A 22,857-nucleotide genomic window follows, 5' to 3' on the forward strand; every position below is an offset into this window, starting at 1 on the left:
GACGCCCCGTCGTCGTCCGCCCTCACCCGCGCCTCGACGCCGAGGAGGTACTCGCCGCGCGGTCTGGACGAGGGGCTCTGTCCACGGCCAGCTCCGCCCAGACCGTCTTGCGTGGCGGCAGTCCCGAGGTCACGCCCCAGCGGTCCGCCAGCGCGTCCACGATCAGGAGGCCGCGCCCCGAATCCGCATGCGGCTCCGCCCGGTTGAGCCGTGGGAGGCGGTCGCCGCGGGTGTCCGTGACCTCGATGCGGAGGGTGTCGCCGACCACGTACAGCGTCAGCCGGAAGTCGCGGCCCGGGATCCGCCCATGGGTCGCGGCGTTGGCCGCCAGCTCGGCGACGATCTGGCTCGCCGCCTCCAACGGGAGCTCCCAGCCACGGAGTTGCTCGACGGCGAGCAGCCTGGCCAGGCGGGCGCCGCGGAGCGTGGGGGACAGAAGGACGCTGAAGTTGCGGATGGGGTCGCCGAGTTGAGGGCGTGGGGCGGCGGTTTCTTGATTCACATCACTCAGCGTGGCCGACTCTGCGTACGGTGAGGAGTCGCGGCGCGTGTACGTACCGTTACTGTCCGGCGTTTGTCCCGGCCTGTCTCGGCTGTCCCCGTGCCGTACGGGTACGGGTGCGCGTTGGAGGTGGGCGATGAGCGAGAGCGTGGACGAGGCCGGCTGGGGCATCGAACCCGGTGACGAGATGGCGCCGATGATCGAGGTCGTCGGCGGCGTGATCAGGTTCCACCGGGAGGCCGCGGGGATGAGCGCGGCCGACTTCGGGGAGGCCATGGGGTACGGCGAGGACATGATCCGCAAGATCGAGCGCGGGGCGCGGATCCCCCGGCTGGAGTTCCTTTACCAGGCGGACGAAGTGCTCAATGCGAGCGGGGCGGTTGCCGCGCTGCGGGTGCACACGGAGAAGGCCCGGTACCCGAAGAAGGTTCGGGAGTTGGCTCAGCTGGAGGCGCGGGCGGTTGAGTTGCTGCTCTACAGCAACCACAACATCCATGGGTTGTTGCAGACACCGGAGTACACGAAGGCGCTGTTCGAGACGCGACAGCCCGCGTACTCGGCAGACGTGATCGCTCGGGAGACCGACGCTCGCGTGGCCCGAAAGGTGATCTTCGAACGGGAGCCCGCACCGACACTCGGTTTTGTCCAGGAACAGGTGACGCTGGAGCGCCCCATCGGAGGGAAAATGGTGTTGCGTCGACAGCTCGAACACCTGCTGGAGGTGGCGCGGTTGCGGAACGTCATGCTTCAGGTCATGCCGACGGACCGGGAGGACCACGCGGGGATGGACGGCCTGATCGAGGTACTGAAGTTCCAGGACGGCACGGCGGTCGGGCGTTGCGACGGGGCTTTCAACGGCCGCCCGGTCTCAAGTCCCAGGGATCTTCGGCTCCTTGAACTTCGCTATGGCATGATCCGGGCGCAGGCCCTCACGCCGAGGGAGTCGCAAGTCTTCATCGAACAAGTGCTGGGGAGACTATGAGCACCACGGAACTCCGCTGGTTCAAGAGCAGTTACAGCAGCAGCAGCGAGGCCGGCGACTGCGTAGAGGTGGCGCTCGACTGGTTCAAGAGCAGCTACAGCAGCAGCGGTGAACCCGGCGACTGCGTCGAGATAGCCGTGGCCCCCGCCGCCATCCACGTCCGTGACTCGAAGCGCACCCAAGGCCCCCGCCTCACCGTGGACCCCGCCACGTGGACGGACTTCGTGGCGTACGCGTCGGGGATGTGAGCCCTGCCGACGCGGGTCAGCGACCCACCGGCGTGGCCGTCGCCATGTACGTCCGCCGCAGGAACCGCACCAGCGTCTTCGACTCGAACTGGACGACCGCGACGCCCTGGGGGGAGTGGAACTCCATGACGGCCTGGACGCGTCCGCACGGCCAGACGCGGATGTCGCCGCTGGTGACGGGGGAGCGCAGGCCCTGTTCGAGGAGTTCGCGGGCGAGGACCCACTCGTGGGGGCCGGGCAGCGTGACCTGCACCTGGCGCGGGTCGGTGTCGGGGTCGTAGCGAAGGGCGACGGGTACGGCCCGGTGTTCGTCGGCGGCGGTGTCCGCGGTGTCGGTGACGATATGGGCGCGTGCGTACTGTTCGACGGCGGACATGAACCGACTCCTTACGCTGCGTAACCTGTGCGGAATCTGTGAATCCGGCACCTCTCCAATGTCGCACACTCCGCGAGATCCGCCCCCGGGCGCACGACCGGCCTCCTCCATGTCTTCTGCCCGACGCCCGCGGGGCTATGTCTCCTGCCCGACGCCCGCTCGGTTATTCATGGCTGCCTTGCTCTTGCGATACGTTCGCAACAAGGCGCTATTCTCGTACGGTGCATGTGCCTGACGGATTCATAGACGCCCCAGTCTCCGCGGTCACCGGTGTGGTCGCCGCCGGTGCCATCGCCGTGAGCCTCAAGGGGGCCCGCCGCGAGCTCGACGAGCGGACCGCGCCGCTCGCCGGCCTGGTCGCCGCCTTCATCTTCGCCGTCCAGATGCTGAACTTCCCGGTCGCCGCCGGGACCAGCGGACATCTGCTGGGGGGTGCGCTGGCGGCGATACTCGTCGGCCCCTACACAGGGGTCCTCTGCGTCTCCGTGGTGCTGCTGATGCAGGGCATCCTCTTCGCGGACGGCGGCCTCACCGCGCTCGGCGTGAACATCACGGACATGGCGATCGTCACGACCGTCGTCGCGTACGCCGTCTTCCGGGGCCTGGTGAAGGTGCTCCCGCGAGGACGCCGCTCCATCACCGCCGCCGCCTTCGTCTCCGCGCTCCTGTCGGTGCCGGCCGCCGCTGTCGCCTTCACCCTCCTCTACGCGCTCGGCGGCACCACGGACGTCGCGATCGAGAAGGTCGCCACCGCCATGGTCGGCGTCCACATCCTCATCGGCATCGGCGAGGCCGCGATCACCGCGCTCACGGTCGGTGCCGTCATCGCCGTACGACCGGATCTCGTGTACGGCGCGCGTGGCCTCACGCCGCGGCTCAAGCTGCGCGTCGACGGCGAGCTGGTCGACGCGCCCGCGGCCGAACCGGCGCCCGTCGCCGCCCGCACCTCGCACCGCAAGGTGTGGATCACCGGCCTGGTCACCTCCCTCGTCCTCGCCGGGTTCGTCAGCTTCTACGCCTCCGCCGACCCCGACGGCCTGGAGAAGGTCGCCACCGACAAGGGCATCGACAGGAAGGCCGAGGAGCACGCCGCGGCGGACTCCCCGCTCGCCGACTACGGGGTGAAGGACATCTCCGACAGCCGGCTCTCCGGCGGCCTCGCGGGCGTGATCGGCGTGGGCGTCACCGCCGTCGCGGGCACCGGCGTCTTCTGGGCGGTCCGCAGGCGCCGTACCGCCGAAGCGTCGCCCACCCAGGTCGCCTGAGATGGGTTCCGGCCACGCCCACAAGCTCTACCGGCATGGCCACTCGCCCGTGCACGCCCTGCCGCCGCACACCAAACTCGCGGCCACCTTCGCCTTCGTGGTCGTGGTGGTCTCCACCCCGCGCGAGGCGATGTGGGCGTTCGCGCTGTACGCCGTGCTCCTCGCGGGCGTCGCCTACCAGGCGCGGGTGCCCGCCCTCGTCCTGCTGAAGCGGCTGCTCATCGAGGTCCCGTTCGTCGCCTTCGCGGTGCTCATGCCGTTCGTGGCACAGGGCGAGCGGGTCGACGTGCTCGGCATGTCGCTGAGCGTGAACGGCCTGTGGGGCGCCTGGAACGTCCTCGCCAAGGGAACGCTGGGCGTCGCCGCCTCCGTACTCCTGGCCTCGACCACCGAACTGCGCGAACTGCTCCTGGGCCTCCAGCGGCTGAAGCTCCCGCCGCTGCTCGTACAGATCGCGTCCTTCATGATCCGGTACGGCGATGTCATCGCGGACGAGATGCGGCGGATGCGGATCGCGCGTGAGTCGCGCGGCTTCGAGGCGAGCGGGGTCAAGCACTGGGGGGTGCTCGCGAAGTCGGCGGGCGCGCTGTTCATCCGCTCCTACGAGCGCGGGGAGCGCGTGCACCTCGCCATGGTGAGCCGGGGATACACCGGTTCGATGCCGGTCATCGACGAGGTGACCGCGTCCCGGGCACAGTGGAGGTACGCCTTCGCCCTTCCGTTCGCCGCGCTCGTCGTATGTCTGTTGGGATGGACCCTGTGACCCTGTCTCCCTCGCTGGAAGTCGCCGGACTGGCCTTCGCCTACCCCGACGGGCATCAGGCCCTCTTCGGCGTCGACTTCACCGTCGGACGCGGCGAGCGCGTCGCGCTGCTCGGGCCGAACGGCGCCGGCAAGACCACCCTCGTGCTGCACCTCAACGGCATCCTGAGCGGCGGCACCGGGACCGTGACCGTGGCCGGACTCCCGGTCGGCAAGCGGCACATGGCGGAGATCCGGCGCAAGGTCGGCATCGTCTTCCAGGATCCGGACGACCAGTTGTTCATGCCGAGCGTGCGCGAGGACGTCGCGTTCGGTCCGGCCGCGGCGGGGATGAAGGGCGCCGAGCTGGAAGAGCGTGTCCGGGGGGCCCTGGAGCAGGTCGGCATGGCCGAGTTCGCCGACCGGCCGCCGCACCACCTCTCCTTCGGACAGCGACGCCGGGTGGCCGTGGCGACCGTCCTCGCGATGGAGCCGGAGATCCTCGTCCTGGACGAGCCGTCCTCCAACCTCGACCCCGCCTCGCGGCGCGAACTCGCCGACATCCTGCGGTCGTTGGACGTGACCGTCCTCATGGTCACGCACGACCTGCCGTACGCCCTCGAACTGTGCCCCCGCGCCCTCGTCCTCAGCGACGGCGTGATCGCGGCCGACGGGAAGACCGGCGAACTGCTCTCCGACGACGAGCTGATGCGCAGCCACCGTCTGGAGTTGCCCTTCGGGTTCGACCCGCGCTCCGTGACGACGGGCGCGTGACCATGGCCACGACCACGACCACGACCACGACCACGACCATGACCGCGGCCTCCTCCTGACCCGCGGCCGCCCTTCGTTGCTACCCCCTGGTAACCGGTGTCTCGTGTCACTCGATAATGTGTGCACGATGCAATCGCCCGCTTTTTCGGCGCCCGCTCCGGGGGAGGTCCCGCCATGATCGACGGCACCGCTGTCGACACCCGCCCGACGAAGATCATGTACGTCGCCGAGGCGACCGCGCACGGTGGCCGGGACGGCTATGTCACCAGCCAGGACGGCCAGCTCGGCCTGAAGGTCGCGATGCCGCCGGCGCTCGGCGGGGACGGCAACGGTACGAACCCGGAGCAGCTCTTCGCGGCGGGCTACAGCTCGTGCTTCCACAACGCGCTGGTCATGGTGGGCCGTCGCTCGGGCTTCGACCTCTCCGGCTCCACGGTCGCCGCGAAGGTCGGCATCGGCCCCAACCGGCAGCGCGGGTACGGCCTCGCGGTCGCCCTGAGCGTCTCGCTGCCCGTCGTCGACGCGGACGTCGCGGCCAAGCTCGTCGACGAGGCCCACGACGTCTGTCCCTACTCCAACGCCACCCGCGGCAACATCGAGGTCACGATCCTGCTGGGGTAGGAATCGCGGGTGGTCGACGGATGTTGCCTCCATCGCTGCCGGCGAGTGGGACAGGAGTGCGGACGTGGACGTGAACGGCACAGTGGCCGAGGGCTTCGAGCCGGTCAGGAAGGCGTTCGCCGCGAACTTCGACGCGCTCGGGGACCGGGGCGCGGCCGTCGCCGTGTACCGCGACGGGCACAAGGTCGTCGACCTGTGGGGCGGCACGCGGGACGTCGACGGCGGCGCGCCCTGGGAGCCGGGCACCGCGCAGATCGTGCGCTCCGCGACGAAGGGCGTCGCCGCCGCCGTACTGCTCATGCTGACCGAGCGCGGCCTGCTGGACCTCGACGCCCCGGTCGGCGCGTACTGGCCCCAGTACAAGGCGCGGGGCAAGGAACGCACCTTCGTACGGCATGTGCTCGCGCACCGGGCCGGGGTGCCCGTCCTGGACCGGCCGCTGACGCCCGCCGAGGCGGCGGATCCCGATGCCGGGGCCGCGGCGGTGGCCGCGCAGGCGCCCGTGTGGGAGCCGGGCGCGGACCACGGATATCACGCGCAGACATACAGCTGGCTGACGGGGGAGCTGGTACGGCGGGTCAGCGGACGCTCGATCGGTGACTGGATCGCCGACGAGATCGCCGGGCCGCTGGGCCTGGACCTGTGGGTCGGGCTGCCGGCCTCCGAGGCGGGGCGGGTGGGGCGGGTCGGGCAGATCGACGCCCCGGTGGCGCCGGGCGGGCTGCGGACCCGGCCCAAGCGGTCGGTCTCCGAGGCCTACGCGGACCCCGCGTCGCTCACCCGCCGCGCCTTCGCCGCGATCACCCCGCTGCCGGACGAGAACGACGCCGCGTACCGGGCCGCCGCCCTGCCCGCCTCCAACGGCATCGCCACGGCGGAGGGCCTCGCCCGCTTCTACGCCGCGCTGATCGGTCCGGTGGACGGAGTACGGCTGTTCTCCCCGGCGACCGTCTCGGCGGCCCGCGCGGAACAGTCCGCCGGGCCGGACCGCGTCCTGGTCGTCAACACCCGTTTCGGGCTCGGCTACATGCTCCACGGCACCGCCTCGCCCCTGCTCTCCCCGGGCTCCTTCGGACACCCCGGCCGCGGCGGCGCCCTCGGCTTCGCCGACCCCGAGTCGGGCATCGCCCTCGGCTACGTCACGAACGGCTTCCGCAAGAGCGTGACGGCGGACGCGCGGGCCCAGGCGCTGGTGGCGGCGGTACGAGCCTCACTGTCCTGACGCTGACTGCTCGCGTACGTCCACCAGGGTGCCGCCCGCGTGGGCGATCAGGGTCTTGGGGTCCATCGGGAAGACGGCGTAGGGGGTGCCGGCGGCGGCCCACACCGTTTCGTGGTCGAGCAGTGAACGGTCCGCCAGGACACGGGTCTTCGAGCGGTGCCCGAAGGGCGGTACGCCGCCGATGGCGTACCCCGTCGTCTCCCGTACCAGCTCGACTTTGGCCCGTGTCACCTTCGCCGCGCCCAACTCCCGCCGTACGAGGTCCACATCGACCCGGGAGGCGCCGTCCATGAGGACGAGGACCGGCACCCCGTCCGCCGCGAAGATCAACGACTTGCAGATCTGGCTCAGTTCACAGCCGACGGCCGCGGCGGCCTCGGCGGCGGTGCGGGTCGCGTCCGGGAAGCGCTGGACCCGCGGGATCAGGTCACCGAGCCCCAACTCCCGCAGCGCCTCGGCGAACCGGGGGTGTGCGGCGGACTCTTCGGGTGCGTTCGCGGTGGTGTTCTCATCGGTGGTGTTCTCTTCGGCGGCGCTCATGACCGGCACGTTAGCCGTCGGCGTACCGGGCAGGCGAACGGGTTCCGGGGAACGGATCCCGTCACCCACGGCCACCAGGACGCCTAGCTCGCCGCCTTCAGCAGCGCCGCCACGATCGGCCCCGCCGTGTCGCCGCCGTGGCCGCCCTGCTGGACGACGCCCGCCGCGGCCAAGTCGCCCTTGTACGCGGTGAACCAGCCGTTCGGCTTCTTCTGGCCGTCGACCTCGGCGGAGCCGGTCTTCGCGCCGAAGTCGCCGCCGAGGCCGGACATCGCCTCGGCGGCGGTGCCGTACGCGGCGGTGTACCGCATGAGTTCGCGGAGCTGGGAGAGGGTGTCCGCGGACAGCGTGCGGGAGGCCGTGGCGAGCGTGCGCTTGTCCACGGACGGGGCGACCAGGTACGGCTGGTGGAAGGTGCCCGACTTGACCGTGGCGGCGACCGACGCCATGTTCAGCGGGTTCATGCGGACCCCGCCCTGGCCGATCAGCGAGGCCGCCATCTGCGCCGCCGACTGCACGGGCACCGAGCCGTCGAAGGACGAGACGCCGATCGCCCAGTTGTTCAGGCCCAGGCCGAACACCTGCTGGGCCTGCTTGGTGAGGCTGTCGTTCTCCAGGTCGCCCGCCTGGCTGATGAAGGCGGTGTTGCAGGAGCGCGCGAAACTCGCCTTGAACGTGCCGTTCTTGATCTGGAAGTCGTCGTCGTTGTGGAACTTCCAGTTGCCGTACGTGAACGTCTTGGGGCACGGGTGCTGCTCGTCGGCCGAGGCGAGGTCCTGGTCGATGAGCAGCGAGGCGGTGATGACCTTCATCGTGGAGCCGGGGGCGAGGGAGCCCTGGAAGGCGGTGTTGAAGCCGTGGCTCTGGTTCGCGACCGCGAGGATCTCGCCGGTCGACGGGACCATCAGGACCACCGACGACTTGGCCTTCTTGGCCACCTGCTCCTCGGCGGCGGCCTGGAGGGTGGGGCTGAGCGTCGTCTTCACCGTCCCCGGGGTGCCCTCGCTGAGCGTCAGCAGCGTCTTGTCCGGGGTCTTCTCCCCGCCCTTCGCCGCGGCCTTGCGGATCACCTGGAGCTCGATGCCCGCCTTGCCGCCGGCCGTCTTGCCGTACTTCTCGCGCAGCCCGTCCAACACCGTGCCCAGGGACGGGTACTTGGCCGTGGTCAGCTTGCCGCCGTGCTTGTCGAGGGCGGTGACCGGGGGCGTACCGGACTCGTCGGTGACCAGCCTGTCGCCGTCCTGGAGGTCCGGGTGCACCACGGACGGCTTCCAGCTCACCAGCGGAACACCGTCCTCGGCCCGGCGTACGACCGTCAGCTTCGACTCGTACGAGAGCGGCTTGCTGGTGCCCTTGTACGTGACGGTGCCCTTGACGGAGAACGGGAGGGTGGCTCCCGACCGTGTGCCGCTCGTCAGGGTCACGCCGGTGATGTGCGCGTCCTTGGTGTAGCCGGCCAGCAGCGTCTTCGCGGCGGCCGGGTCGTCGGTGGCCGCTGCCGCGCCGGCGACGGCACCGCTCTGCCAGGCGGTGAGGAACTTCGTGGCCGCGGTGGTCACCTCGACGGCGGACAGCGGGCCTGTCTTGACGTCCTTGCGGTCGGCGGCCGTGGACGTCCTGTCCTCGGCCGCCGCGTCACCGCCGTACAGGCTGTAGGCGCCGAACGCCCCACCGACGACGACCACGGCGATCACTCCGCCCAGGACGACCGGCTTCGCCTTGATGCTCTTGCGCTCGGCGACGCGTCTTCTGTTGCCCACAGCTACATGTCCTCCGCTGGATCCCCTGGTGCCCCCGTGCCCACACGTTCCTCAACGAGAGGCACCACCCTAGGGTCCCGCCCTGTGAGGAGTGACTTCAGCCACCGCTTCGTAGCACACCTGCGACGATCGGACCGGCCGCGTCGCCTCCGTGGCCGCCGCCCTGGACCAGCGCGGCCGCCGCGATGTCGTCGCGGTAGCCGGTGAACCAGCTGTCGGACACCGCCTTTCCGTCGATCTCGGCGGAACCGGTCTTGGCGCCGATGCTGCCGCCGAGCCCGGCCATGGCCTTGGCGGCGGTGCCGCTGACCGCGGTGGCGTTCATCATCGAGCGGAGCTGCGAGACCGTGTTCGAGGGCAGCCCCTTGGCGGTGGCCAGTTGGCGGTCGTCGAGCTCGGGCGACACGACGACCGGCTGCCGGAAGGTGCCGGTGATGGCGGTCGCCGTGACCGAGGCGAGGTTCAGCGGGTTCATCTGGACCTGGCCCTGGCCGATCGCGTTCGCCGCGCGGTCCGGGCCGCCGGAGGCGGGGACACTGCCGTCGAAGGACGCGATGCCGGTCTTCCAGTTGTCCTGGCCCAGGCCGAACCGGGTCTGCGCCTCGGTCGTCAGCGACTCGTCGGTGAGCGGGTGCGCCTCGGTGCCGTCGATGAGATTGATGAAGGCGGTGTTGCAGGACCGCGTGAAGCTGTTGGCGAGGCTCGCGTTCTCGTTGGGCTCCATGCCCGTGAGGTTCTTGAAGGTCTGGCTCTTCCAGACGGCGGTCGGCGTACAGGGCGCCGGGGCGTTCATCGAGGTCACGCCGTTGTCGATGAACATCGACGCGGTGATGATCTTCATCGTGGAGCCGGGGGCCACCTTGCCGAGGAACGCCGCGTTGAAGGCGTCCTTGCGGTTGTTGGCGACTGCCAGCACCTCACCGGTGCTCGGCTTCACGGCGACCACGGACGACTGGTCGTACTCCTTGACCGCCTTCTCGGCCGCCGCCTGCGCGGTCGCGCTGAGCGTCGTCCTCAGCCTGCCCGGCTCGCCCTTGGCGAGGGTCAGGAGTGTCGTGTCGCCCGCGTTCCCGTCCGCGTGCCTGATCGCCAGCTCGACACCGGCCGTGCCGCCCGCGGACTCGCCGTACTTGCCGCGCAGTTCGTCCAGGACCGGGCCCAGGGACGGGTACTTCTTCGCGGTCAGGACAACGTTGTTCCGGTCCACGGCCTCGATCGGCGGGTCCGCCGCCTCGCCCGTGACCAACGTGTCGCCCTTCTCCAGCTCGGGATGGACGACGGACGGCTGCCAGTCGACCAGCGCCTTCCCGGTGGTGCGCCCGCGTACGACGGTCAGTTCGGAGTCGTACGAGAGCGGCTTGCTCTTCCCGTCGAACGACACCGTCGCCTTGACCGAGAACGGCACGGACGCACCGGACGGCGTGCCCGGCGTGATCCGCACCCCGGTGATGTGCCCGGCCTCGCCGTAGCTGGTCAGCACCGGTACGGCGTCCGCGTCGTTGTTCGTGTACTGCGCCGCCGAGGCCGCGTTGCCCTTCTCCCAGGCCGCGAAGAACCCCTCCGACGCCTCCGTGACCTCGTCGGCGCTCGGAGGCCCGGTCTTCACCGGGCCGGGCCCCGACGACCCGGTGCTCCCGTCGTCCCCGCTCACCGTGCTCACCACGGTGTAGGCGCCGTACCCGGCACCCCCCACCATCACCGCGAACACCCCGCCGACGATGACGGTCTTCGCCCCCTTGCGCATCGCGCGATCCCCTCCCCGTGGACTCCTTCCCGAACTTATGAACGCGTTCAGAAAAGGTCGTCTCCTCGCACTCTATGCGCGAGCAGTGACCCGTGGGAGCGGTGTTCCCCGATCGTTAGACCGGGCCTTCAAACCCAGGTGTCCAGCCACATCCGCGACCGCCAACTGTCGATGGGGATCGCCTGGCCGGTATAGATCGGCCAGAAATAGATGAAGTTCCAGGCGATCAGGAGGACCAGGACGCCTGCCGCGGTGGCTCCCGCCACTCGGCGGCGTTCGGTGGAGCCCGGGGGGCCGATGATCGCGCCGATCATCATCGCGACGGCCAGGCAGAGGAAGGGCACGAAGACGATGGCGTAGAAGAAGAAGATCGTGCGCTGCTGGTACATGAACCAGGGGAGGTAGCCGGCCGCGATGCCGCAGATGATCGCGCCCGCGCGCCAGTCGCGGCGGAACGCCCAGCGCCACAGGATGTACAGGATCGCGAAGCAGGCCGCCCACCACAGGAGCGGGGTGCCGAGCGCCAGCACCTCGCGGGCGCACTTCTCGCCCGCGTCCGTGGGGCAGCCGTCGGTGCCGGGGGCCGGGGACTCGTAGAAGTAGGAGACCGGGCGGCCCAGCACGAGCCAGCTCCACGGGTTCGACTGGTAGGTGTGCGGGGAGGAGAGGCCGACGTGGAACGCGTAGACCTCGTTCTCGTAGTGCCACAGGCTGCGCAGCCAGTCGGGGACCAGGCTCGAGCTGCCCGCCCTGCCGTCGGTCACGGCCCAGTTGCGGTAGTAGCCGCCCTTGCCGTTGTCGGGCGAGAGGATCCAGCCGGTCCAGGAGATCAGGTAGGTGGCGAAGACGACCGGGACCGTGGCCACGAACGTGATGAACGCGTCGCGCCTGAGGGCCACCAGGTGCGGGTACCGGGCGCCGGCCACGCGGCGGGCGGCGACGTCCCAGAGGAAGGCCATCATGCCGAACGCGATCATGATGTAGAGCGCGTTCCACTTGGTGCCGAAGGCCAGGCCGAGCATGAGGCCTGCCCCCCAGCGCCACGGGCGCCAGCCCAGCCGGGTGGTCTTCGCGATGTGTGCGTCGGGGCGTGCGAAGCCGTTCTCGTCCGGTGGGAGCGCGGCGGCCAGTCTGGCGCGGGACTTGTCGCGGTCGACGACCAGGCAGCCGAAGGCGGCGAGGACGAAGAACATGAGCACCCCGTCGAGCAGCGAGGTGCGGCTCATCACGAAGTGCAGGCCGTCGACCGCCATCAGCGCGCCGGCCAGGCAGCCGAGGAAGGTCGAGCGGAACAGGCGGCGCCCGATCCGGCACAGCAGCAGCACCGACAGCGTGCCGAGCAGCGCGGTCATGAAGCGCCAGCCGAAGGGGTTGAACCCGAACATCCACTCGCCGAGCCCGATGACGTACTTGCCGACCGGCGGGTGCACGACATAGGCCGGGTCGGTCGGGATCCGGACGTTGCCGTCGCCCTGGAGGATCAGGTCGTTGGCGTCCTTCGCCCAGTTGACCTCGTAGCCGCGGTTGAACAGCGCCCAGGCGTCCTTGGCGTAGTACGTCTCGTCGAATATCACCGCCTTGGGGCTGCCCAGGTTCCAGAACCGCATCAGCCCGGCGACCAGCGTCACCAGGAGCGGCCCCACCCACGCCGACCAGCGCGTCACGCGCTCGGCGGCCTCCTGGCGCAGCCCGAGCGCCGTCCAGATGCGCGGGCTGGGCTCGGCGTACGGCGGCACCAGCCGCTCGCGTACGTCGATGGGCGGCCCTGCCGTGTATCCGAAGCGGCGCAGCCGCTGCTGCCACGACGGCCGCTGGTCTTCGGCGGCCTGGCCCTGCCGGGTGTCCGTGGAGGACGCGGTACTGGTCACCGCGCCATCGTAGGGAACCCTTCTGTGGGAGTCCCGCGCACGGGCCCTTCCGGCCGGATTGCTTGCGGATGAGCAGGTCCCCGCGGGTCCCTGCGAGGATGGGGCGGTGAACGGAATCCTTGTGTTGGCAGGCACCCCCATCGGTGACATCTCGGACGCGCCGCCCCGGCTCGCCCAGGAACTGGCCGGGGCCGATGTCGTCGCCGCCGAGGACACCCGGCGGCTGCGCCGGCTCACCCAGGCGCTGGGCGTGCAGGTCGGCGGGCGGGTGGTCTCGTACTTCGAGGGGAACGAGGCGGCCCGTACGCCCGAACTCGTCGAGGCGCTGGTCGGCGGGGCGCGGGTGGTGCTCGTGACCGACGCCGGGATGCCCTCGGTGTCGGACCCCGGGTACCGGCTGGTCGCGGCCGCCGTGGAGAAGGACATCAAGGTCACCGCCGTACCGGGCCCCTCCGCCGTGCTCACCGCGCTCGCGCTGTCCGGGCTGCCCGTCGACCGCTTCTGCTTCGAGGGCTTCCTGCCGAGGAAGGCGGGCGAGCGGCTGTCCCGGCTGCGTGAAGTCGCCGACGAGCGCCGGACGTTGGTCTATTTCGAGGCACCGCACCGCCTGGACGACACCCTCGCCGCGATGGCCGAGGCCTTCGGCACCGTGCGCCGCGCCGCCGTCTGCCGCGAGCTGACGAAGACGTACGAGGAGGTCAAGCGCGGCCCGCTGGGCGAGCTGGCTGCCTGGGCCGCCGAGGGCGTACGCGGTGAGATCACCGTCGTCGTCGAGGGCGCCCCCGAGAAGACCGAACAGCTGGACGCCGCCGAGCTGGTGCGCAGGGTCCAGGTGCGCGAGGAGGCGGGGGAGCGGCGCAAGGAGGCGATCGCGGTGGTGGCGGCGGAGGCCGGGCTTCCGAAGCGGGAGGTCTTCGACGCGGTGGTCGCGGCGAAGAACGCGGCCAGGGCCGGTGCGTCGCAGGCTCCGTAGGCCCCACCGGAACCACCCGTGAAGCGCCGGGAACGCCCGCCTCGCGATCGCCCATGAGCAGGGCGCCGGTACTGCGCCAAAGGCGGGCAAAGCGCGAGGGCGGAAAGCAAAGCGCGGGCCCGCCACCAGGGGTGTTGTGGCAAGGAAAGGCCAAGACGGCTCCAACACTCGACAGGTCCCGTGCACTCGCGCCGGGAGGAGCGTCCACTGGATGAAGGGACGCACCGTCCCTCCGCCTCCGCCGGCCGGAGGTGCTTGTCCAGCGGACAGAGGAGCTGGCATGAGTGAGATCGCAGGACAGACCGGTCCCCGCGGCGCGGCGGCCACCGCCGTCGTCAACGAGTCGTACTCCTTCGCCTGCATGCGCTGCGGGCACGGGTGGGAGCAGTCGTACGAGATAGAGCACCACCTCAACGCCGAGGGCACCGAGTTCGTGACGTACGTCGCGAACGGACAGATCGTGCCGTCGCCGCTGAGCAGGCCCACCTGTCTGAACTGCGACAACCACGTGGTGCGCATCATGCGCGCCGGCCAGGTGTCCTCCGTCCAGGACTCCATCCAGCGCCTGCAGCGGACCCAGCAGCGGGGGAAGTCCGAAGAGGCGCGTGAGGAGATCCTCGGGGAGCCGCAGGCGGTCCCGCCCCGGGAGCCGCACCACTGGCACCTCTCGGATCTGCTGCACCCGTTCGCGCACCGCAAGGCCGGATGACCCCGGGCGGGTCCGGACGTCCCTGAGCGTGCCCGGTCCCGGTCCCGGTCCCGGGCTCGGGTGAGGTCGGGCGTGCCCCTTTCGTAGGATCGGGGCATGCCCTCCGACAGGACCGAAGCCCCGCCCCTCCCCGAGCCGTTGCGCGTGCCCGTCGCCGACTCGCACACCCACCTCGACATGCAGTCCGGCACGGTGGACGAGGGCCTCGCCAAGGCCGCCTCGGTCGGTGTGACGACGGTCGTCCAGGTCGGCTGCGACGTGAACGGCTCACGCTGGGCGGCGAAGACGGCCGCCGCGTACGACGCCGTCCACGCGACGGTCGCGCTGCACCCCAACGAAGCGCCCCGGATCGTCCACGGCGACCCCGACGGCTGGTCCCGGCAGGGCGAGCGGCCGCCGGGCGGTGACGCCGCGCTGGACGAGGCGCTCGCCGAGATCGACCGGCTGGCCGCGCTGCCGCAGGTCAAGGGTGTCGGCGAGACCGGGCTCGACCACTTCCGCACCGGCCCCGGGGGCAAGGCCGCCCAGGAGCGGTCCTTCCGGGCCCACATCGAGATCGCCAAACGGCACGGAAAGGCGCTGGTCATCCACGACCGCGACGCCCACGCGGACGTGCTGCGCGTCCTCAAGGAGGAGGGCGCCCCCGAGCGGACCGTCTTCCACTGCTACTCCGGTGACGCGGCGATGGCCGAAGTGTGCGCCCGCGCCGGGTACTTCATGTCCTTCGCAGGCAACATGACCTTCAAGAACGCCCAGCCGCTGCGCGACGCGCTCGCCGTGGCGCCGCTGGAACTCGTCCTGGTGGAGACCGACGCGCCCTTCCTGACCCCGGCGCCGTACCGCGGACGGCCTAACGCGCCGTATCTCATTCCGGTCACGGTGCGCGCCATGGCCGCGGTGCGGGGGATCGGCGAGGACGCGCTGGCGACCTCGATCTCCGCGAACACCGCGCGTGCGTTTGATTACTGACGGATAACGCCGACGGGGGTTCCTTCAGGGTCACCCGAGGGCAGTGTCGCGACTCCGGGTAGCCGAGTCGCTTTGGAGAGTGACGACCGCTCCGCTAGGTTCTGGTCGCCCACCGTCTTCCTCCACCCGCCCTCCGGAGCGTGCCGTCGTGAGCAACTCGCAGTACGAGCCGTACGCCCCGACGTACGCGCCGCCGTACGGTCACGGCTACGCGGACACGTATGAGCCCGCGTACGAGGCGTACGAGTCCCAGGTGCCGGAGTCCGACCTTCCCACCGAGCCCCGGCTGCCCCGGCAGGCCGCCTCCGAGAGCGTCTCCGACGGCGCAGCCGTACCGTCCGGCGGCCGTGCCGAGGCCCGGCGCGCGGCCCGGCGCAGAGGCACCGGTGAGCGCCCCGAATCCCTGCGGAAGCTGCTCCCGCAGGCGCTGGTCGTCGCGTTCCTGGCCGGCGGGACCTCCGCGTTCGTCGCCAACGACAAGGCGATCGAGCTCAGCGTCGACGGGAAGCCGCGCACGCTGCACACCTTCGCGGACGACGTGACCGAACTGCTCGCCGCCGAGGGCGTCGATGTGGGGGCGCACGACGTGGTGGCGCCCGCGCCCGGCACGCCGCTCGCCACCGGTGACGAGGTCGCCGTGCACTACGGGCGCCCCGTGCGCCTCACCCTCGACGGGCAGCCGCGTGAGGTGTGGACGACCGAGCAGACGGTGGCCGGGGCGCTCCGACAGCTCGGGGTGCGCGCGGAGGGGGCGTACGTGTCGACCTCGCGCTCCCAGCGGATCGGGCGCGCCGGGCTGACCCTCGACGTCCGCACCGAGCGCACCGTGACGATCATGGCGGACGGGCGGGCGCGGACGATCCGTACGAACGCGGCGAGCGTGCGGGAGGCTCTCGACGAGGCCGGGATCACCCTCCACGGGCAGGACACCACCTCCGTCGCGCCCGGGAGCTTCCCCCGCGACGGGCAGACCGTCACCGTCATGCGGATCACCGGGAGCAAGGAGGTCCGCGAGGAGTCGATTCCGTTCGCCGTGGAGCGGACGCGGGATCCCTCGCTGTTCCGGGGGACCGAGGTGGTCGAGCGGGCGGGGCAGCCGGGAGTCCGGCGGGTCACGTATTTCCTTCGGACCGTCAACGGCGTCAAGGAGAAGCCGCGGCGGGTCGGCTCCGAGGTGGTGCGGGAGCCGCGGGCGCAGGTGGTGAAGGTCGGTACGAGGGCGATGCCCACGTCTGTCGGCGGGGCCGATCATCTCGACTGGTCCGGGCTCGCGGCCTGTGAGTCGGGTGGGCGGCCCGGAGCGGTGGATCCCTCCGGTACGTACGGAGGGCTCTACCAGTTCGACACCCGGACGTGGCAGGGGCTCGGCGGGGCCGGGCGGCCCCAGGACGCTCCCGCCGCGGAGCAGACCTTCCGGGCGAAGAAGCTGTACGTACGCCGGGGGGCGAGTCCTTGGCCGCACTGTGGGGCGCGGCTACAGGGATGAGGTGGGTTTCGCCCCCTCCGCCCCTTCCCGTCCCGTTCCTGGGGTGCTGCGCCCCCAGACCCCCCTTTCGCGCTTCGCGCTCGTCCTCAAACGCCGGACGGGCTGAGGACTACGGGTAGGGGCGGCGGGGGCGAAGGACCACCTCACCCCGTTCCACCCGTACCCTTGCCTGGTGACCAGCCCCACCTCCGACGCCCTCCTGGGACCCGCCGAGATCCGCGAACTCGCGGGAGCCCTCGGTGTGCGGCCCACCAAGCAGCGCGGCCAGAACTTCGTGATCGACGCGAACACGGTGCGCCGCATCGTGCGTACCGCCGATGTGCGCCCCGACGATGTGGTCGTCGAGGTGGGCCCGGGGCTCGGCTCACTGACGCTCGCGCTGCTGGAGGCCGCGGACCGGGTCGTCGCCGTGGAGATCGACGACGTACTCGCCGGGGCGCTCCCCGCGACCGTCGCGGCGCGCATGCCGGACCGAGCCGGCCGCTTCTCACTCGTGCACGCCGACGCGATGCAGGTACGGGAGCTTCCCGGCCCCCCGCCGACCGCGCTGGTCGCGAACCTCCCGTACAACGTCGCCGTTCCCGTGCTGCTGCACATGCTCGAGACCTTCCCGGCCATCGAGCGCACGCTGGTGATGGTGCAGGCCGAGGTCGCCGACCGGCTCGCGGCGCCGCCCGGCTCGAAGGTGTACGGCGTGCCGTCGGTGAAGGCGAACTGGTACGCGGACGTCAAGCGGGCCGGTTCCATCGGGCGCAACGTCTTCTGGCCCGCGCCGAACGTCGACAGCGGGCTGGTGTCGCTCACCAGACGCGCCGAACCCGTCAGGACCAACGCCGCCAGGCGCGAGGTGTTCGCCGTGGTGGACGCCGCGTTCGCGCAACGCCGCAAGACGCTGCGTGCCGCCCTCGCCGGGTGGGCGGGTTCCCCCGTCGCCGCCGAGGCCGCGCTCGTCGCCGCCGGTGTCTCCCCGCAGGCCCGCGGCGAGTCCCTCACGGTCGAGGAGTTCGCCCGGATCGCGGAGAACCGTGCGGCCGGGGACGTCGCTGGATCCGCCGCTGGATCCGGCGCGGAGAACGCCGCCGAGAGTGTCACCGGGTCCGTCGCCGAGAACGAGGAGTCCACGGCAAAGTGACCGTGACCGTACGAGCCCCCGCCAAGGTCAACGTGCAGCTCTCGGTGGGCGGCGCACGCCCCGACGGCTTCCACGACCTGGCCAACGTCTTCCTCGCCGTCGGCCTGTACGACGAGGTCACGGTGACACCGGCGGACGAACTGAGCGTCACCTGCGTGGGCACCGACGCCGACCAGGTTCCCCTGGATGTGACGAACCTCGCCGCCCGGGCCGCGATCGAGCTCGGCCGCCGGTACGGCGTGGAGCCCCGCGTGCACATCCACATCGCCAAGGACATCCCCGTCGCGGGCGGCATGGCGGGCGGCAGCGCCGACGGAGCCGCCGCCCTGCTCGCCTGCGACACCCTGTGGGGTACCAACGCCTCGCGCGAGGAACTCCTGGAGATCTGCGCCGAGTTGGGCAGCGACGTGCCGTTCGGCCTGGTGGGCGGGGCGGCGCTCGGCCTCGGGCGGGGGGAACGGCTGCGGACCCTCGAAGTCGGCGGGACCTTCCACTGGGTGTTCGCGTCCGCCGTCCGCGGGCTGTCCACCCCCGCGGTGTTCCGGGAGTTCGACCGGATGAACGACGGCGTGCGGATCCCCGAGCCCGCCGCCTCACCGGAACTCCTCGGCGCCCTCGCGAAGGGGGACGCCGCCGCCCTCGCGGCCGCCGTCTCCAACGACCTCCAGCCCGCCGCCCTTTCCCTCTTCCCCGAGCTGTCCCGCACCCTGGCCGCCGGCCGCGCCGCCGGAGCCCTCGCCGCACTCGTCTCCGGCTCGGGCCCGACCACGGCGTTCCTCGCCCGCGATCCGGAGTCCGCGGCCGGGATCGCCGGGGCGCTGTCGGCCTCCGGCACCTGCCGGACGGTGCGCACGGCGTCCGGGGCGGCACCGGGCGCCACCGTGCTCACGCCGGGCGCGCACTAGTCTTGAAGGTCGATCGTCAGTCTTGAAGGTCGGTCGTCCACCCTGTCAGGAGAGAAATGGCCGTCAACCTCGTCAATGTCGAGTCCGTCAGCAAGGTGTACGGGACCCGTGCACTGCTCGACGGGGTCTCCCTCGGCGTCAGCGAGGGCGACCGTATCGGCGTGGTCGGCCGCAACGGCGACGGGAAGACGACCCTCATCCGGATGCTCGCCAAGCTGGAGGAGGCCGACTCCGGACGCGTCACCCACTCCGGCGGGCTGACCCTCGGCGTACTGACGCAGTACGACTCCCTCGACCCCGAGGCCACCGTCCGGCACGAGGTCATCCGGGACATGGCCGACCACGAGTGGGCGGGCAACTCCAAGATCAGGGACGTGCTGACGGGCCTGTTCGGCGGGCTCGACCTGCCCGGCTTCCCGCAGGGGCTCGACACCGTCATCGGCCCGCTCTCCGGTGGCGAGCGCCGCCGCATCGCGCTGGCCAAGCTGCTCATCGAGGACCAGGACCTGGTCATCCTCGACGAGCCGACCAACCACCTGGACGTCGAGGGCATCGCCTGGCTCGCCCGGCACCTGCGCGAGCGCCGCTCGGCCCTCGTCTGCGTCACCCACGACCGCTGGTTCCTCGACCAGGTCTGCACCCGCATGTGGGACGTGCAGAAGGGCGATGTGTACGAGTACGAGGGCGGCTACTCCGACTACGTCTTCGCGCGCGCCGAGCGGGAGCGGATCGCCGCCACGGAGGAGGTGAAGCGGCAGAACCTGGTGCGCAAGGAGCTGGCCTGGCTGCGCCGCGGCGCCCCCGCCCGTACGTCCAAGCCGCGCTTCCGCGTCGAGGCCGCCAACGAACTGATCGCCGACGTGCCGCCGCCGCGGGACACCTCCGAGCTGATGAAGTTCGCCAGCACCCGGCTCGGCAGGACCGTCTTCGAGCTCAAGGACGTCACCGTCCAGGCCGGGCCCAAGGTGCTGCTCAAGCACCTGACCTGGCACCTCGGCCCCGGCGACCGCGTCGGCCTGGTCGGGGTCAACGGCGCCGGCAAGACCTCGCTCCTGCGGGCCATGACCGAGGCCGCCCGCAGCGACGGCGACAAGCAGCCCGTCGCCGGACGGATCGTCACCGGCAAGACCGTCAAGCTCGCCTACCTCTCCCAGGAGGTCGCCGAACTCGACCCCACCTGGCGGGTGTTGCAGGCCGTCCAGGCGGTACGCGACCGGGTCGACCTCGGCAAGGGGCGCGAGCTGACCGCGGGCCAGCTCTGCGAGATGTTCGGCTTCAACAAGGACAAGCAGTGGACGCCCGTCGGGGACCTCTCCGGCGGTGAGCGCCGGCGGCTCCAACTGCTGCGCCTGCTGATGGACGAGCCCAACGTCCTCTTCCTCGACGAGCCCACCAACGACCTCGACATCGAGACCCTCACCCAGCTCGAGGACCTGCTCGACGGCTGGCCCGGGTCGATGATCGTGATCTCCCACGACCGGTTCTTCATCGAGCGGACCACGGACAACGTCTACGCGCTGCTCGGCGACGCCACGCTGCGCATGCTGCCGCGCGGGATCGACGAGTACCTGGAGCGGCGCAAGAAGATGGAGGAGGTCGCGGCCGCCGCCGTACTGGCCTCCGCGCCCGCGCCCACCGCGAAGGCCGCCTCCTCCGCCGACGCCCGCGCCGCGAAGAAGGAACTCCAGAAGATCGAGCGGCAGTTGGACAGGGTCACCGACAAGGAGTCCAAGCTGCACGCCCAGATCGCGGACAACGCGACGGACTTCGCGAAGGTCGCCGAACTCGACGCCGAGCTGCGCGGGCTGACCGGGGAGCGCGAGGAACTGGAAATGCGCTGGCTGGAACTGGCCGAAGACGCCTGAGCCGGGCGCGTGCGCCGTGCGCGCAGGGCGTGAAGGCACCGTGAAGGCGCGTAACGACCCCATTACGGGCCGGTCCTCCCTTGGGAACAGGGGGAGCACCGGCCCGGTGTCATGACCCCGCACAGTGATAGAAAGGGCCGTCTGAGAAAAGTCTGAGAACCACCGGATATGGCGGGAATCCAACGTCGCCGGTGGGGCGCCGCATCAGTGAACAGGGGGACGCGCTGATGAGTCAGCCGCCGAATCAGCCGCCGCAGGGTGGTTTCGGAGCACCGCAGGACCAGCCGGGGGCAGGGGGCTTCGGCCCGCCGCAGGACCCACGGGCGCAGGAGGGCGGCTTCGGCACGCCCCCGAACACGCCCCCGGGTACGCCTCCGGGCCCACCGCAAGGACCGTCGCAGGGCGCGCCCCAGGGCGCTCCGCCACCGCCCGCGCAGCCTCCGCACGCTCCCGCGCCCCCACAGGGGCCGCCCACGGGAGCCCCGCAGCCGGGTTACGGATACCCGCAACAGCCCGGCCCCTACGGACAGCGGCAGCAGCCGGGCCCGTACGGACAGCCCGGTCCCTACGGTCAGCCCGGTCCCTACGGTCAGCAGCCCGGATACGGCTTTCCGCCCCAGGCGCAGTACCCGGGCGGACCCGGCACGCCGCCGCCCGGTGGCTCCAGGAACCCCTTCCGGGGCAAGCCCGCGATCATCATCGGTGCCGCGGTGGCGGCGCTGCTCGTCATCGGCGGCACCGTGTACGCCGTCAACAGTGGCGATGACGACGGGGGCAGGAAACCGGTCGCGCAGAAGAGCGACGACGGCAAGGCCACCGGCTCCGCGGACCCGGTCGACCCGGGTGACGGCAGCGGCGACGGCGGCGACGACCCGGAGAACCTCAACGACGGCCGCCAGGCCGGTGAGTCGAAGGTGCTCTGGTACAAGGAGGCGCCCGACGCGCCCGGTTCGGGCGCCGACGCACCCGGCCAGTGGATCACCGACAAGGTCGCGGTGAAGGCGGCGTACAAGCAGGTCTTCGCCTACAACGTCGGTGACGGGCAGCCCGCCTGGGACGCGCTCACCTTCCCGCAGAAGATCTGCGCGGTCACCCCGCAGAAGACGTCCGCGGACAGCATCGTCATCGCCTACATGAGCGGTGCGAGCGACAGCGCCAAGTGCAACCAGCTCCAGGAGATCGACCTCGCCACCGGCGCGAAGGGCTGGACCGCGGAGGTCGCCGACGGCGCGCTCTTCGACAGTGCCCTGTCCGTCGAACTCTCCCTCGTCGGCGACACCCTGATGGTCGGCCGGTCGATGTCGGGCACCGGGTACGACGCCACCACCGGCAAGAAGCTCTGGGACAAGAAGAAGTACGGGCAGGCCTGCTACCCCTCCGCGTTCACGGGCGGCGCCAAACTGCTCTCCGTCGCCTCCTGCGGCGCCAGCACCGACAACGAGCACGACGAGGTGCAGGAGCTCGACCCGGCGACCGGCAAGGCCCGGTGGACCAAGAAGATCCCCAAGGGCTGGAAGGTCGCGCGCACCTACTCCGTCGACCCCGTCGTCCTCTACCTCACCAACGAGGACAAGGACCAGTGGAACATCTCCACACTGAAGAACAACGGCACGCTCCGTTCCCAGGTCGACGTCGACGAGACCTTCGCGCCCGAGTGCGGCTGGGCGATCCTCGCCCGTGACCTCCAGGGCTGCACCGGCACCGCCTCCGACGCCAACACCCTCTACCTGCCGACCGAGGCGACGACCGGCGCCAACGAGATCGTCGCGATCAGCCTGGAGACCGGCAAGGAGAAGTGGCGCGTCAAGTCCCCGGCGGACGAGTCGATGCTGCCGCTGAAGACGGACGGCACGAACCTCATCGCCTACGTCCAGCCGTCGTACGACGCGGGCGGCCAGGTCGTGTCGATCCCGACGACCGGCAGCGACCACAAGCCCACGAAGCTGCTCCAGAACCCACAGGGCACCGCGGAGATCGAGAACGGCTTCTTCTCCAAGGCGGTCGACTACGTGGACGGGCGCTTCTACATCTCCACCACCCGGCTGACGGGCACGGGCGACGCGCAGGAGAAGCTGATGCTGGCCTTCGGCCCGTGACCGGCCTCTCCTCCTCCGCCCCGCTCCGGCCCCACCGCGACCTCGTCGCCCTCGTCCCCTTCACACCCGAGGTGCCCAC

The 22,857-nt window shown here is 71.1% G+C and carries 21 protein-coding genes; 15 read left to right on the forward strand and 6 right to left on the reverse strand.

Going from position 1 to position 22,857, the window contains the following annotated elements; genetic code table 11:
- Positions 1-22: 22 nt before the first annotated feature.
- Positions 23-502 carry an ATP-binding protein gene (locus tag ACIBLC_RS30105; protein WP_399214452.1) on the reverse strand — a complete coding sequence of 160 codons (480 nt, stop codon included), beginning with the start codon at positions 500-502 and terminating at the stop codon, positions 23-25.
- Between the two features lie 136 nt (positions 503-638).
- Here ACIBLC_RS30105 and ACIBLC_RS30110 point away from each other — a divergent pair, with 136 nt between their 5' ends.
- On the forward strand, positions 639-1,484 hold the full coding sequence (locus tag ACIBLC_RS30110) for a helix-turn-helix domain-containing protein (protein WP_399214453.1): 846 nt from the start codon (positions 639-641) through the stop codon (positions 1,482-1,484).
- Positions 1,481-1,732 (forward strand): DUF397 domain-containing protein, encoded by a 252-nt coding sequence (locus ACIBLC_RS30115; protein ID WP_399214454.1) that lies wholly within the window; start codon positions 1,481-1,483, stop codon positions 1,730-1,732. Before ACIBLC_RS30110 ends, ACIBLC_RS30115 begins: the two co-directional genes overlap by 4 nt.
- A 16-nt stretch (positions 1,733-1,748) precedes the next feature.
- Here the strand turns inward: ACIBLC_RS30115 and ACIBLC_RS30120 are convergent, their stop codons facing one another.
- Complete coding sequence (locus ACIBLC_RS30120) at positions 1,749-2,108, reverse strand: SsgA family sporulation/cell division regulator (protein WP_399214455.1); 360 nt, start codon at positions 2,106-2,108, stop codon at positions 1,749-1,751.
- A gap of 221 nt (positions 2,109-2,329) precedes the next feature.
- Here ACIBLC_RS30120 and ACIBLC_RS30125 point away from each other — a divergent pair, with 221 nt between their 5' ends.
- From ACIBLC_RS30125 to ACIBLC_RS30145, 5 genes are all read left to right on the forward strand, one after another.
- Positions 2,330-3,373, forward strand: a complete 1,044-nt coding sequence (locus tag ACIBLC_RS30125) for an energy-coupling factor ABC transporter permease (RefSeq protein WP_399214456.1) — start codon at positions 2,330-2,332, stop codon at positions 3,371-3,373.
- A 1-nt stretch (position 3,374) separates the two neighbouring features.
- A complete protein-coding gene (cbiQ, locus tag ACIBLC_RS30130) occupies positions 3,375-4,136 on the forward strand; it encodes a cobalt ECF transporter T component CbiQ (protein WP_399214457.1) in 762 nt (253 codons plus the stop codon).
- On the forward strand, positions 4,124-4,888 hold the full coding sequence (locus ACIBLC_RS30135) for an energy-coupling factor ABC transporter ATP-binding protein (RefSeq protein WP_399214458.1): 765 nt from the start codon (positions 4,124-4,126) through the stop codon (positions 4,886-4,888). Before cbiQ ends, ACIBLC_RS30135 begins: the two co-directional genes overlap by 13 nt.
- A 174-nt stretch (positions 4,889-5,062) precedes the next feature.
- Positions 5,063-5,509 carry an organic hydroperoxide resistance protein gene (locus ACIBLC_RS30140; protein ID WP_399214459.1) on the forward strand — a complete coding sequence of 149 codons (447 nt, stop codon included), beginning with the start codon at positions 5,063-5,065 and terminating at the stop codon, positions 5,507-5,509.
- Between the two features lie 64 nt (positions 5,510-5,573).
- Positions 5,574-6,731, forward strand: a complete 1,158-nt coding sequence (locus tag ACIBLC_RS30145; protein ID WP_399214460.1) for a serine hydrolase domain-containing protein — start codon at positions 5,574-5,576, stop codon at positions 6,729-6,731.
- Here the strand turns inward: ACIBLC_RS30145 and ACIBLC_RS30150 are convergent.
- From ACIBLC_RS30150 to ACIBLC_RS30165, 4 genes are all read right to left on the reverse strand, one after another.
- Positions 6,720-7,271, reverse strand: coding sequence for a YbaK/EbsC family protein (locus ACIBLC_RS30150; protein WP_399214461.1), 552 nt, complete (start codon positions 7,269-7,271; stop codon positions 6,720-6,722). The genes ACIBLC_RS30145 and ACIBLC_RS30150 overlap by 12 nt on opposite strands.
- Before the next feature lie 83 nt (positions 7,272-7,354).
- On the reverse strand, positions 7,355-9,031 hold the full coding sequence (locus tag ACIBLC_RS30155; protein WP_399214462.1) for a penicillin-binding transpeptidase domain-containing protein: 1,677 nt from the start codon (positions 9,029-9,031) through the stop codon (positions 7,355-7,357).
- Between the two features lie 97 nt (positions 9,032-9,128).
- Positions 9,129-10,775 carry a penicillin-binding transpeptidase domain-containing protein gene (locus tag ACIBLC_RS30160; RefSeq protein WP_399214463.1) on the reverse strand — a complete coding sequence of 549 codons (1,647 nt, stop codon included), beginning with the start codon at positions 10,773-10,775 and terminating at the stop codon, positions 9,129-9,131.
- Between the two features lie 128 nt (positions 10,776-10,903).
- Positions 10,904-12,643 carry a dolichyl-phosphate-mannose--protein mannosyltransferase gene (locus ACIBLC_RS30165; RefSeq protein WP_399214464.1) on the reverse strand — a complete coding sequence of 580 codons (1,740 nt, stop codon included), beginning with the start codon at positions 12,641-12,643 and terminating at the stop codon, positions 10,904-10,906.
- Between the two features lie 106 nt (positions 12,644-12,749).
- On the opposite strand from ACIBLC_RS30165, the gene rsmI reads away from it, so the two are divergent.
- The 8 genes from rsmI to ACIBLC_RS30205 all read left to right on the forward strand — a co-directional run bounded on the left by rsmI (position 12,750) and on the right by ACIBLC_RS30205 (position 22,778).
- Positions 12,750-13,616 (forward strand): 16S rRNA (cytidine(1402)-2'-O)-methyltransferase, encoded by an 867-nt coding sequence (gene rsmI / locus ACIBLC_RS30170; RefSeq protein ID WP_399214465.1) that lies wholly within the window; start codon positions 12,750-12,752, stop codon positions 13,614-13,616.
- Between the two features lie 280 nt (positions 13,617-13,896).
- On the forward strand, positions 13,897-14,325 hold the full coding sequence (locus tag ACIBLC_RS30175; protein WP_399214467.1) for a hypothetical protein: 429 nt from the start codon (positions 13,897-13,899) through the stop codon (positions 14,323-14,325).
- Positions 14,326-14,421: 96 nt separating this feature from the next.
- Entirely contained in the window at positions 14,422-15,294 is an 873-nt protein-coding gene (locus ACIBLC_RS30180; RefSeq protein WP_399214468.1) for a TatD family hydrolase, read from the forward strand.
- Positions 15,295-15,442: 148 nt separating this feature from the next.
- Positions 15,443-16,780: a ubiquitin-like domain-containing protein gene (locus tag ACIBLC_RS30185; RefSeq protein WP_399214469.1), complete on the forward strand. Its 1,338-nt coding sequence runs from the start codon at positions 15,443-15,445 to the stop codon at positions 16,778-16,780.
- A gap of 172 nt (positions 16,781-16,952) precedes the next feature.
- The gene (gene rsmA / locus ACIBLC_RS30190) at positions 16,953-17,912 is read left to right on the forward strand and encodes a 16S rRNA (adenine(1518)-N(6)/adenine(1519)-N(6))-dimethyltransferase RsmA (RefSeq protein ID WP_399214471.1); all 960 of its coding nucleotides are present in this window, start codon (positions 16,953-16,955) and stop codon (positions 17,910-17,912) included.
- Positions 17,909-18,817: a 4-(cytidine 5'-diphospho)-2-C-methyl-D-erythritol kinase gene (locus tag ACIBLC_RS30195; protein ID WP_399214472.1), complete on the forward strand. Its 909-nt coding sequence runs from the start codon at positions 17,909-17,911 to the stop codon at positions 18,815-18,817. The genes rsmA and ACIBLC_RS30195 overlap by 4 nt, the downstream gene beginning before the upstream one ends.
- A 56-nt stretch (positions 18,818-18,873) precedes the next feature.
- Positions 18,874-20,682 carry an ABC-F family ATP-binding cassette domain-containing protein gene (locus ACIBLC_RS30200; protein ID WP_399214473.1) on the forward strand — a complete coding sequence of 603 codons (1,809 nt, stop codon included), beginning with the start codon at positions 18,874-18,876 and terminating at the stop codon, positions 20,680-20,682.
- A gap of 227 nt (positions 20,683-20,909) precedes the next feature.
- Positions 20,910-22,778 (forward strand): PQQ-binding-like beta-propeller repeat protein, encoded by a 1,869-nt coding sequence (locus ACIBLC_RS30205; protein WP_399214474.1) that lies wholly within the window; start codon positions 20,910-20,912, stop codon positions 22,776-22,778.
- Positions 22,779-22,857: the final 79 nt, after the last annotated feature.

The sequence above is a fragment of the Streptomyces sp. NPDC050535 genome, from assembly GCF_044457665.1.
GTDB lineage: Bacteria > Actinomycetota > Actinomycetes > Streptomycetales > Streptomycetaceae > Streptomyces.

Bases quoted from the DNA above. Each gene is read 5' to 3' on its own strand.
- ACIBLC_RS30120 (WP_399214455.1), bottom strand. From the start codon at position 2,108: ATGTCCGCCGTCGAACAGTACGCACGCGCCCATATCGTCACCGACACC.
- ACIBLC_RS30135 (WP_399214458.1), top strand. From the start codon at position 4,124: ATGGACCCTGTGACCCTGTCTCCCTCGCTGGAAGTCGCCGGACTGGCC.
- ACIBLC_RS30180 (WP_399214468.1), top strand. From the start codon at position 14,422: ATGCCCTCCGACAGGACCGAAGCCCCGCCCCTCCCCGAGCCGTTGCGC.
- ACIBLC_RS30200 (WP_399214473.1), top strand. From the start codon at position 18,874: ATGGCCGTCAACCTCGTCAATGTCGAGTCCGTCAGCAAGGTGTACGGG.
- ACIBLC_RS30160 (WP_399214463.1), bottom strand. From the start codon at position 10,775: ATGCGCAAGGGGGCGAAGACCGTCATCGTCGGCGGGGTGTTCGCGGTG.
- ACIBLC_RS30140 (WP_399214459.1), top strand. From the start codon at position 5,063: ATGATCGACGGCACCGCTGTCGACACCCGCCCGACGAAGATCATGTAC.
- cbiQ (WP_399214457.1), top strand. From the start codon at position 3,375: ATGGGTTCCGGCCACGCCCACAAGCTCTACCGGCATGGCCACTCGCCC.
- ACIBLC_RS30175 (WP_399214467.1), top strand. From the start codon at position 13,897: ATGAGTGAGATCGCAGGACAGACCGGTCCCCGCGGCGCGGCGGCCACC.
- ACIBLC_RS30110 (WP_399214453.1), top strand. From the start codon at position 639: ATGAGCGAGAGCGTGGACGAGGCCGGCTGGGGCATCGAACCCGGTGAC.
- ACIBLC_RS30115 (WP_399214454.1), top strand. From the start codon at position 1,481: ATGAGCACCACGGAACTCCGCTGGTTCAAGAGCAGTTACAGCAGCAGC.
- ACIBLC_RS30205 (WP_399214474.1), top strand. From the start codon at position 20,910: ATGAGTCAGCCGCCGAATCAGCCGCCGCAGGGTGGTTTCGGAGCACCG.
- ACIBLC_RS30150 (WP_399214461.1), bottom strand. From the start codon at position 7,271: ATGAGCGCCGCCGAAGAGAACACCACCGATGAGAACACCACCGCGAAC.